This window comes from Micromonospora sp. DT4 (assembly GCF_049841675.1).
In the GTDB taxonomy this organism is placed as follows: domain Bacteria; phylum Actinomycetota; class Actinomycetes; order Mycobacteriales; family Micromonosporaceae; genus Micromonospora.
Genome location: NZ_JBNCKT010000240.1, coordinates 1 through 2806 on the forward strand (window position 1 = coordinate 1; position 2806 = coordinate 2806).

Genomic DNA, 2806 nt, shown 5'->3' on the forward strand with positions numbered 1-2806 from the left:
AGTTTGGTTGCCCGGTCGGGGGTGAGTAGGAGTTTGGCGAGCGCGGGTGTCACCGGACGCGGGCGGGTGTGGGCGGGAGTGGCGGCCGCGTTCTTGACCAGCGGTTTGGTGAAGCTTTTATCTTTGGGGGTGGTGGTGGGGCCGTTGGTGATTAGCCAGATGTTGTCCAGTTTCGCGATGGTCGCCGTGGCAGGGGTGCCGGTGGCGTTGCCCGGGACGCGGTGCAGGATGGTGACGCCGTAGGCCTGTGACATCTGCTTGAGCGGCGCCGCTGAGGCGCTGTCGATGGCGATGACCAGGGGCTGTTGCTGCTTCAACGCGAACTGCTGCACCAGACGCCGCAGGTCCCGCAGATCATCCCCGCGCCCCTGCTCGTCAAGGGCCGGGCGCAGCATGATGACCGGAGCGGCCACCGCGGCCCCGCGCACCGTCTTGCACATGCGCGCCAGCAGACTTTCCGTCTGCGCCGCGGCCGGCCCCTGCGGCTCGGGACCCACCCAGTACACGCCCGACCCGCCCGCTTCCGCTTCCGCTTCCGCTGCGACACCCGGCGGCAAGATGACCGACTCACTCACCACCGCCACACCAGAGCCTGACCCGCCCTCCCCCCACAAGGAATGACGACCCACAGCCAGACTGGCGACCTTCTGCGTCGCGGCGGACACCGACCGCGACCCCTCACCGGCCGCCTCCTCTGGGCGCACACGAACAGCCGGATTGGCGGCCTTCCGCGTCGCGGCGGACACCGACCGCAACCCCCCACCGGCCGCCTCCTTCGGGCGCACAAGAAAGGTCTTGCCGTCCCGAGACTCCGCCTGCAGCCCACGGTCGCTCAGAGCCTGAGCGATCATCCCCTCCGGATCCACAAGCCCGTGGCTGATGAGAGTACGCATCCGCCCGCCGAGTTCAAGGACGGCCCCTGTTTCCGGGAGCGTGACCGGGGTGTCGAGTGTAGGAATCTTTCCCGCCCTTGTGGAGTCGCCTTTGCACCAGAGGTCATAAGCGGCGAACATCTCCTTATCCCTCTCCGCCTTCTCGGCAACAGTGGCAAGCATGCTCTTGTCTCGGGGGATTAGAATCTTGTTGTCGATGACCTTCGGCCGGAAACCGTTATCTTTCAGAACATCGAAGAGTCCCTGATGAAACGGAAGTCCCCTATTCCGCAAATCCTTGAATACTTTCCCGACGAGGTGAACCTTCCCGTCACCCTCCACCTCTTCTGCTACGGCGGGAATTTTGCCCGAGTTCTTGCGATCTGTCCCCACCCAAAGCAGAATCCCCGCGATCCGCTCCTGATTCTTCGCTTTCTGCTTGGGCGTTAGCGGCCGGGGCTTCGGTGGCGGCTCCCCGGGCACCCTCAAACCATCAAATCTCGATGTGTCGTCCTCATCCAAGCGGATGACCTCGAGGCCGCCTTTTTTCTCCAGCATCTCGGCCATCGCACCGGTCGGGTCGACATGCCCGCTCTGCTTGAGACTGGCCATAAACTTGCCGAGATTGAACTGCTTGCCTGGATTATTCGGATTGGGTCGCTCCAGCGTTTGTTTCGGCATCTGCCCGATATTGCCTTCCTCGCTGAGCCAGGCGTCATAGACGGCGAAGAAGTCTCTCGCGTTCTCGTCGCTCATTCTCTGAAACCTGACGATATGCATATGTTTGCGATCGTCGTCGTATTCGACCGTGAATCCGGCGCCCTCCAGGGCTCGGGCAAGCTTGCCATCGACGGAATTCGCCTTACGTTGTGTCAGGTTATGGAAAATCTGTCCGACGGGATATTCCTTTCCTCCGACATCCACAGAATCTTCATAAGGGGGGATTGTGTTCTGACGGTTGGTGGGGTCTTTCTGCACCCATGTGGTGATGGCGGCGGCACGCTCGTCCACGGTGCAGTGCTGTTGCTTGCTACCTTTTTTGGTGTACGGCTTCTGGCGTTGTTTTTGGCGTGATGTTCGGGTTGGTCCGCTGGTGGACGGGGCCGCTGTGTCCTGGTGAGGTGCCTTGTTGTTGACGCGCGGGGCTCGGGTCGGGCGGGTGCTGGGCCCGGCGGTGGGTAGCGTCAGCCGCGGCAGGGGCCCACCAGAGGTGATCAAAGGTGTCGATTGGCTGCCGGGGGGAGTGTTGTCTCCCTCGTCGCCGAAGAGGTCGCCGATGTCGCTGTCCTCGACGTCGGAATCGTCCTGGGCGTGGGAGTCGTGCTGGTGTTCGCCGGTGGTGCTCGCGGGTACGGCGCTGGTACTCGCGGTGGGCCCGGGCGGGTGGGGTCTGAGTAATGTCTGGAAGGGGTCGTCCCATGCCCCGATGCCGTAAGGGTCATCGCCGTTTGCGGCGGCGGGCAGGTGGTCGTGGGCCCCGACAGCGGTGCCGGTCAGTGGCGCCGTCCACTGCCCGGATGCGAAGTCCTGCGATGTGAGGTCGAGCATCGCCTGGTCGAAGGGCGCGTGGGTGTCCTGTGTGAACAGGTCCATCGCGGTGTCGTTGAACGACCCGCCGATCTGAGCGTCATACATCTCGCCGAAGAGGCCGTCCCACGTGTTCACCCCCGCGCCGAAGGGGGCGTTCGAGGTGTCCATCCCCACGCCGAAGGGGGCGTCCCAGGCGCCCACCCCCGTGCTGAAGGAGTCATCCCAGGCACCCACCCCCGTGCTGAAGGGGTTGTTCAGGGTGTTCATCTCCATGCCGAAGGGGTCGTCGGCGCTCAGGGTGTGCACGCCCGCGGCGCTGCGCGCAGCGTCGATAGAGTCGATGACCGCCGCGATGTTCGGGCCCTGCTCACCGATGTCAGCGGGAGGCAAAGGTCGCTCGGGCA

General features: G+C 64.1%; 1 protein-coding gene. It reads right to left on the bottom strand.

The features are described 5' to 3' along the window. Positions 1–2806, bottom strand: a 2806-nt coding sequence (locus tag ACLQ24_RS29205) for a hypothetical protein (RefSeq protein WP_425894958.1), incomplete at both ends; no start/stop codon positions are given.